The organism is Corynebacterium sp. MSK032, assembly GCF_030232065.1.
Taxonomy (GTDB): Bacteria; Actinomycetota; Actinomycetes; order Mycobacteriales; family Mycobacteriaceae; genus Corynebacterium; species Corynebacterium jeikeium_D.
In genome coordinates this window covers 112,191-119,145 of sequence record NZ_JASPJR010000010.1, presented here as the reverse complement: position 1 = coordinate 119,145, position 6,955 = coordinate 112,191, and the positions used below count along the sequence as shown (strand labels likewise).

7 protein-coding genes are annotated in these 6,955 nt (G+C 55.8%); 3 read left to right on the top strand and 4 right to left on the bottom strand.

The window, feature by feature from the left end:
* Nucleotides 1–663 precede the first annotated feature (663 nt).
* Nucleotides 664–1,479, top strand: coding sequence for a hypothetical protein (locus tag QP995_RS07380; RefSeq protein ID WP_049193411.1), 816 nt, complete (start codon nucleotides 664–666; stop codon nucleotides 1,477–1,479).
* Nucleotides 1,480–1,517: 38 nt separating this feature from the next.
* On the opposite strand, the gene QP995_RS07375 is transcribed toward QP995_RS07380, so the two are convergent.
* On the bottom strand, nucleotides 1,518–1,934 hold the full coding sequence (locus QP995_RS07375; protein WP_284853068.1) for an iron chaperone: 417 nt from the start codon (nucleotides 1,932–1,934) through the stop codon (nucleotides 1,518–1,520).
* A gap of 59 nt (nucleotides 1,935–1,993) precedes the next feature.
* Between QP995_RS07375 and QP995_RS07370 the strand changes: the two genes are divergently transcribed.
* The gene (locus QP995_RS07370) at nucleotides 1,994–3,376 is read left to right on the top strand and encodes a DHA2 family efflux MFS transporter permease subunit (protein WP_070439242.1); all 1,383 of its coding nucleotides are present in this window, start codon (nucleotides 1,994–1,996) and stop codon (nucleotides 3,374–3,376) included.
* Here QP995_RS07370 and QP995_RS07365 read toward each other — a convergent pair.
* Nucleotides 3,360–4,052 (bottom strand): AAA family ATPase, encoded by a 693-nt coding sequence (locus tag QP995_RS07365; protein WP_088611802.1) that lies wholly within the window; start codon nucleotides 4,050–4,052, stop codon nucleotides 3,360–3,362. The two genes, QP995_RS07370 and QP995_RS07365, sit on opposite strands and share 17 nt — an antisense overlap.
* Nucleotides 4,049–5,062 carry an App1 family protein phosphatidate phosphatase gene (locus tag QP995_RS07360; RefSeq protein WP_070604523.1) on the bottom strand — a complete coding sequence of 338 codons (1,014 nt, stop codon included), beginning with the start codon at nucleotides 5,060–5,062 and terminating at the stop codon, nucleotides 4,049–4,051. The genes QP995_RS07365 and QP995_RS07360 overlap by 4 nt, the downstream gene beginning before the upstream one ends.
* 93 nt (nucleotides 5,063–5,155) lie before the next feature.
* On the opposite strand from QP995_RS07360, the gene QP995_RS07355 reads away from it, so the two are divergent.
* Entirely contained in the window at nucleotides 5,156–5,482 is a 327-nt protein-coding gene (locus QP995_RS07355) for a transglycosylase family protein (protein WP_005511827.1), read from the top strand.
* Here QP995_RS07355 and QP995_RS07350 read toward each other — a convergent pair.
* Complete coding sequence (locus tag QP995_RS07350; protein WP_070652680.1) at nucleotides 5,479–6,708, bottom strand: HNH endonuclease signature motif containing protein; 1,230 nt, start codon at nucleotides 6,706–6,708, stop codon at nucleotides 5,479–5,481. The two genes, QP995_RS07355 and QP995_RS07350, sit on opposite strands and share 4 nt — an antisense overlap.
* Nucleotides 6,709–6,955 lie beyond the last annotated feature (247 nt).

Sequence of the window (6,955 nt, the reverse complement as noted above, 5' to 3'; positions counted from 1 at the left end):
GCTATTCTTTGGTGATTTGTGGTGTGTGGTCTGGGGTTATGGTGGCATGCGGACACACTTTTCTTTACTTAACCCGGGGTTGGATTGAAGCAGGGGCGGATGCTGAGCCGAGGTTGTTGGCTTGTCCTGTAACCCTCCTTTAACCCTGTCCGGCACTTATGGCCAGGTTTCGGGGACTTATCGATGTATTTCTCTCACTTATCGATGGATTCTCCTGACTTATCGATGGTTTTTCGGCACTTATGCGCACGCTGTGGGCCAGGCCCTCTCACTTGTCGATGCACTATTCACTTGTGGACACGCTACAGCGCATCGATAGGTGAATAGCGTGGCCACAAGTCGTCGGATGCGTGGGCCAGCGAGCATTGCAGCCAGCTCGCGAGAAGAAATGTAGAAATCTCAAAACTCATTTTGTATTGAAAGTAGAAGAAAACTTGAATAGTTTTGAGATGAGCATGAGGGCGGTCGGCCCCCATCTGCGACATTGGTATAGCGGTGTTCAGTCATGAATTTGGCTCACGGCCATATTTTAACGATTGTTTGGTACCTGTTTATATCGTGAAAAATCAACTCAAGAATGTGTAAGAAATATTAAGAGAGAGCTTGCATGGTGAGGAATCTTCTTCCGAGGAAAGCCTGTCAATTCATAGTCGGAATGTAGGCATGAAAATTATATTTAGAGCAATTCTGGTTACCGCAATTATTCTTGAAGCAGTTCTTTTCCTTCTTATGAATGTGGTATCTGGTTTGCCGGGTTGGGTATTCCTGTTACCACTTGCCGTGGTGGTTGCGGCTTTTCTCTTACTGTTTGGAGGTATGTGGCAAGACTATCTCAGAAATGGCAGGTCATGGGCTGCTTCGCTGTCCGAGACGTCAAAGAAATTTGGCGTACCTCGAAAAATACTAGCGTTACTCGTTTCGGAAGTTGGTTCGCTGCTAGCTGCTTTCACCTTTTTTAAGCCTCAGAGAAATGTCGACAGTGAAGTCAGATCCTTCACTGTACATAGAAACCTTCGAACTGTTGTTTTTATGATACTGGCGCTGAGCGTTGCAGAAATAAGCATAGTGCATTTTGCTATTTCTAATGCATTTTGGCGATATTTATTTCTGGTAATTAGTGTTTATGCCGTAGTTCTTTTATCTGGATTTTACGTAACTGTTCGGGACCATCCCCATCTAATAACACCGCAAGGACTCGTACTGCGAAATGGGCGAAGGCTTATTTGTGAAATTCCGTGGTCACACTTACGTCATGCGAGCTCCGTAACGGCAGGTGAAGGAGGGGACGTAGCAATTGACGAGCACGGCAATCTCAGGGTGCCTGTTTTGAGTGAAGTGAACGTCAGGTTAGAAGTCGATTCGCAGGTCGTGGCAGAAGATCTTTACAAGGGACCAATGATGGTTTCCTCGATTGAGATTTACTGCGACGACAAAGACACATTCCTGCGCGATCTCGCTGAGAAAAGGAATGCTCATTAAGTGCTTGGTAGCTTCCAGGGCTGGTAATCGACCCCGACCTATCGCCAAAACTTGGTCATCCCGAGCTTGTCCTCCATGTTGAACTCGATCATCTTGGCCAGCAGGTCGAGCGGCATCGACTCGGCCTTGCCATCTTTTGGCCAGGGGAAACGGACCATCATTTTTCCGTAGGAGAGGCCGCGGGCATCGAAGTCGTCGGAGAACTTTTCAATACCAGCGCGTTCCGGGGCAATCGCCATGTGCTTCTTGGCGTAGGAGAAACCGATGATAAAAGTGCCATCGAGCGTGAACATCGGCTGATTCCAAGCGTTGCGAACGCCGAGTTCCGGGTACTTTTCATGAACCCATTCCAACACCTCGAGAGCGACAGCGCGCTGCGTGTCATCATCTACCCGCGAGAGGTGATTGGCGAAGAACTCGGCGATGGTTTCATCGGTCATATGCTGAACAGCCATAGCCTGGATTTTACTGTGCCATCAACTAACACCCGAGCCATCAACTAACATAACTCCGAGTGGCTACAGATTTGAATACTCAGTTTGATCCCAAAAAGGCGTGGCCAGCGCTATGGACCGTGTTACTCGGCTTCTTCATGATCCTGGTCGACGCCACCATTGTCACCGTTGGTATCAACACCATCCAGCATGAACTGGGCGGTGAGCTCAACCAGGTCATGTGGGTGACCAGTGGTTATCTGCTGGCCTATGCCGTGCCGTTGCTCATTACTGGCAGGCTCGGTGACCTCTGGGGAGTCAAGCACACCTATGTAGCGGGCCTGGTTATCTTCGTGTTGGCGTCGCTGGCGTGTGGGTTGGCGCCGTCGTTAAGCATGCTGATCATTGCCCGCGTGGTGCAGGGACTGGGGGCCGCGCTGCTGACGCCGCAGACGATGGCGCTGATTACGCAGATGTTTCCGCCGGCGCATCGCGGTGCGGCGATGGGCCTGTGGGGTGCGGCGGCCGGAATTGCCTCGCTGACGGGGCCGCTGGCCGGTGGCGTGTTGATTGAGCTGCTGAGTTGGCGCTGGATTTTCCTCATTAATGTGCCGATTGGGCTGATCGGGCTCGTTTTTGCGTTCCGCTATCTGCCGACCTTTGAGACGCACCGCAACAAGATTGATTATCTCGGTGTTGTACTCAGCGCGATTGGTATGTTCCTGCTGGTCTTCGGCATTCAGGAGGGGGAGAGTGCCGACTGGTCCGGTTGGATCTGGGCACTGATTGCCGGTGGCGTGGTGGTTCTTGGACTATTCACCGCGTGGGAGGCCAAGACCACGGCCGAACCGTTGATGCCGCTGTCCCTTTTTAAGGATCGCAACTTCACCATCTCCTCGCTGGCGATTGCTGTGACGGGGGCGCTGGTGGTCGCGGTTGGTTTCCCAATCATCCTCTTCGCCCAGAATGCCCGCGACCTATCGACCATCCAAGCCTCACTACTGCTCGTGCCGCAGGCGGTCATCTCCGGTGTCATGGCACCGTGGACTGGGCGAATGCTAGACCGGCTGAAGTTCCGTGAGTTCGCGCTGATTGGTTTTGGGTCCTCACTGGTGGGCATGCTCGGGTTCCACTACCTCATCCACGAGGACCTTTCCGTGCTGTGGCTGCTGCTGCCGGGCGCCGCATTCGGTGTGGCAAACGCGTTTATTTGGGGCACGCTGTCGACGGCTGCCACCCGCAACATCGACCCGTCCCTCGCCGGTGCTGCCTCCGGTGTGTACAACACCATCCGCCAGATTGGCAGTGTGCTGGGTAGCGCACTGATTGCCACCGTCATGGCGGCGGCGCTCAGCAGCAACCGTGGCGACTTCACCACCGCCATGAGTGACGCGATGTGGTTGCCGGTGGCACTGTCGGCCCTGGGTGTCGTGGCGGCGCTGGGGCTTAAGAATCCGAAGTAAAACGCTCCACCATGTAGTCCGCGATGCCGACGGGATCGGCTAGGAAATCCCTGGTTGCCCGTACCGCGAGGGTGTCTTCGAAGTGGGTGGTGTCGGCGTCGTCAAGCGAAATGATTGTTGCTTCCGGTGCGGCGAGCAGGATGGGGGAATGCGTCGCCATGATGATTTGTGCGCCGGCTTCCGCGAGCGCGCCGAGGCGGCCGAGGAGCTCCAGTTGGCGTAGGACCGACAGTCCGGCCTCGGGTTCGTCGAGGAAGATCAGTGATTCGGCGCTGAAGCGGCGTTCGGCCAGCGTCATGATGGATTGGCCGTGGCTCATCTGGGTGAGGTCTGCCATTTCTCTGCCACCTGGTAGCTGCCCAAGCGACTCGTAATAGCGCGCGAGGTTCAGGTGCGCGTCGCCGCGAAAGAAAAACGTATCCGGGGGATTGCGCCTGGTCAGCGCCAGGGGGACTGGGGAGGTGCGCTCCTGCGTCTTGTACCGCGAGCCGCCGTCCGTATCGACACCCATCGCCGATGCCAACGCCTCCAGCACCGTCGACTTTCCCTTGCCGTTTTCGCCGGTCAGGATGGTAATCGGCGTGGTGAAGGCCATGGGGAAGGGCAGGGCGAGCTTTACGACGTACGCCGGGAGCTCGGCATCATCGTGAATACGGGCATGGCGGAGGTAGATCATGGTTGCGGCAGCTGGTCAATCTGTTTGAGCAGTTCATAGCCGTCGGCGCCCTCGATGAACGGGACCTCCTTGTTCTCCAGCTTTTCAATTGGCACCGCCGTGCCGTGAGAGAGCACGTGCTCGCTGGGAGTGAGGTTGCGGATTGCGATGGCCGCGACCTTGTCCGGATGCTCCGCCGCGGCCGTGCCGTAGATGAGCGGGTCGTACTGGCCATCATCGCCGACGAGAATCCAGTTGATTTCGGGGAAGTCAATAAACAGGTCGCGAAGTCGCACCTTCTTGTGTTCCTTGCCCGAGCGGAACAGGCCGGTGGGCGTTGGCCCCCAGTCGGTGAGCAGCAGTGGGCCCTTCGGCAGGTTGTTGCGGTGTAGGAACTTTTTTAGTGTGCTGAAGGTGTTCCACGCTCCGGTGGAGAGATAGATGACGGGAACGTCCGTGTCCTCGTCGGTTTTGCTCGCGTAACGACGGCGAAGTTGCGCATAGAACTCGCTGAAGCCAGCGACGGCCTTGCGCTCGTCTGTCTCCTTGACCCAGGAGTTGTAGGCGGCGATGAGGGCGCGCGGCAGCATGGTGACCAACACGGTGTCATCAATATCGGAGACGATGCCGTATTTGGTCTCCGGGGAGAGGATGAGGACCTCTGCAGGAGTGTCGTTGATGGTAATTTCGTGCCAGCCGGGTTCGAGGCCGTGATTCCTGATTAGTACCTCGATATAGCCGTTGCTATCCGTGGTGGTTTCCACCGTGCGGTCGCCGGCAGTGATGGTGACGGGAAAGTCCGCGAGTTCGACGGTAAAGAACTGCCAAAAACCGCGTTTTTTGTTTCGTTCTTCGTCTCGTTTTTTGGCCGGATCCTTCAGGAGGACACGGCCGAATACGCGAACGCGCTCTGCACTTCCGTACCCGGTGAAACCGATGATTTCCGGTTCCCAACCAGCGTTTTTGGAACGCTTGGCGGCCAGCGCGTTGATCCTTCTCTCGGTCTTGCGGACGACATCTGCCACGGACATACTTTCCAGGATACGGGTTGACAGGACGGGGGAGGGTGCGCGTAGGTTGGTCGCCCAAGAGAAAAGTCAACCCTTTAGGAGTGTTCTCTTTTTATGCGTTTTTCCGGTAAGTTCATCGCATCCGCCGCTGTGGCAGCAGGCATGATTGCTGCCCCGACCGCCGCCGCTAACGCTGCATCAGTCAGCGCCTGGGATCAGGTTGCGGCTTGTGAGTCCGGCGGAAATTGGCAGACCAATACCGGTAACGGCTACTACGGCGGACTGCAGTTCTCGCAGCAGACCTGGAGCGGCCACGGCGGTGACCAGTACGCACCGACGGCTGACCAGGCCACCAAGGAGCAGCAGATTGAGATTGGCGAGCGCGTGCTTGCCTCCCAGGGTGCTGGCGCATGGCCGAACTGCGGTGGTCCGCTGGGTTAATCCTCCCCATCATCAAAGACCAGATCTGGCACAGCCGCGAATGACAGCCACCACTTCATGTAGTGGTCATGGCGTGCTTTCGTCTTCTGGGTAGCGCGTTTGTCAAAAGTCTGTCGGCCGAACCCGGCTAATGGTCCGGCCGGGACGGTCGCCGCGGTAACGCCGTCGGCAGAGGACCACACCTCTGAGCCGTCCTCATAAGCGGTGATATCCCAGAGCTTGTGGGTTTTCAGGTTGTGGTGCTTCCTGCATAGGCAGTGCAGATTCTGCGTGTCGGTGGGGCCACCGGCTTCGGGGTCTTCCTGGTTGTACGGCGCGATATGGTCAATATCGCACTTATATGCTGGGACTTCGCAGCCGGGGAAGCGACATGTTCCATCGCGACCGTGGACGCGGGCGACCTGCGCTGGAGTTGGACGGTAACCATTGGTGGCGCTGTCTGCTGAGAGGCGGACATTCGTCACCTTTTGCATCCACTCCTCCGTGACCAGCGCGCCTAGCCAGCCGGCACCGTCCAGCCAGGCGTCATCACTGTGGGGCTCGCGGAAAACATTGAGCACAACTTCCGCATTGGTGCGCTGGTGGATGAGTTCCACAAATGCATCCGCCTGCGTCATTTCCTCATTCGCGCGGAAGACCGTTTCAATTGCGCACATGGCAAAATAGGCGCGGTCCGGCCGCAGGGTGAGAATGATTTGGGAGTAGCTGTCGGGACGTTCCACCAGAGTCACCGATTCCGTATCGGTGATGGTGGGAATTGTGCCGTCGGCACGAGCGCGGTCATCCAAATCCGCAGCAATATCACCAATTTTGGTGGTGAGCGTGCGAGGACCAATCATTGCTTGACGACGCTTCCGTGGCGTAACCAATGCCAGAATCTTCTTCTCTGCATCGGGTATTTGATCAGGCTCGATGCCGACTACGCCATGTGCAATGATGCCGAGTTGCCGCATGGATAATGCGCAGCTTTCCCGGGCATATTCCGCCAACTGTGGCATTTTCTCCAGCAACAGGCCAATGTCACAGATACGTAGTGCCTCACTGCGAGTGATTCCCAACCGAACGCTGATGCGAGCGGCATGGTTTTCAACGTCATCATCACCTGCAGGGCAGCAGGCTTTAATTAACTCAAGTTGGGCGCGGTTGGTAGCCCGCGCGAGTGCTGAGAGCTCATCTTCAGGATTTTCGTGAGCCCAATATGGTTCGGGTACTTGTTCGGACTTCATTGGATCCCCCTGGTGCTCCAATGGTTGTCGGTTTTCTTTCGAACTTACTTGCTATCTTACAGGCGCTTTTCTGGCTTGTAAAGAGAAATGAAAGAGAATTTTGAGGAGTTTTCGAAGATGGTTAGCCGACTATAAAGGCACCGTTTAGCTGGGCATTTGCAGGGCGTACGCTAGGTCCTGGTCCAAAAACATAAATAAAACACCCGTTCGAAAACGAAAGCTTGGTAATCTCGCTTTCATAAAAGCA

Bases quoted from the DNA above. Each gene is read 5' to 3' on its own strand.
- QP995_RS07380 (WP_049193411.1), top strand. From the start codon at position 664: ATGAAAATTATATTTAGAGCAATTCTGGTTACCGCAATTATTCTTGAA.
- QP995_RS07375 (WP_284853068.1), bottom strand. From the start codon at position 1,934: ATGGCTGTTCAGCATATGACCGATGAAACCATCGCCGAGTTCTTCGCC.
- QP995_RS07365 (WP_088611802.1), bottom strand. From the start codon at position 4,052: ATGATCTACCTCCGCCATGCCCGTATTCACGATGATGCCGAGCTCCCG.
- QP995_RS07360 (WP_070604523.1), bottom strand. From the start codon at position 5,062: ATGTCCGTGGCAGATGTCGTCCGCAAGACCGAGAGAAGGATCAACGCG.
- QP995_RS07355 (WP_005511827.1), top strand. From the start codon at position 5,156: ATGCGTTTTTCCGGTAAGTTCATCGCATCCGCCGCTGTGGCAGCAGGC.
- QP995_RS07350 (WP_070652680.1), bottom strand. From the start codon at position 6,708: ATGAAGTCCGAACAAGTACCCGAACCATATTGGGCTCACGAAAATCCT.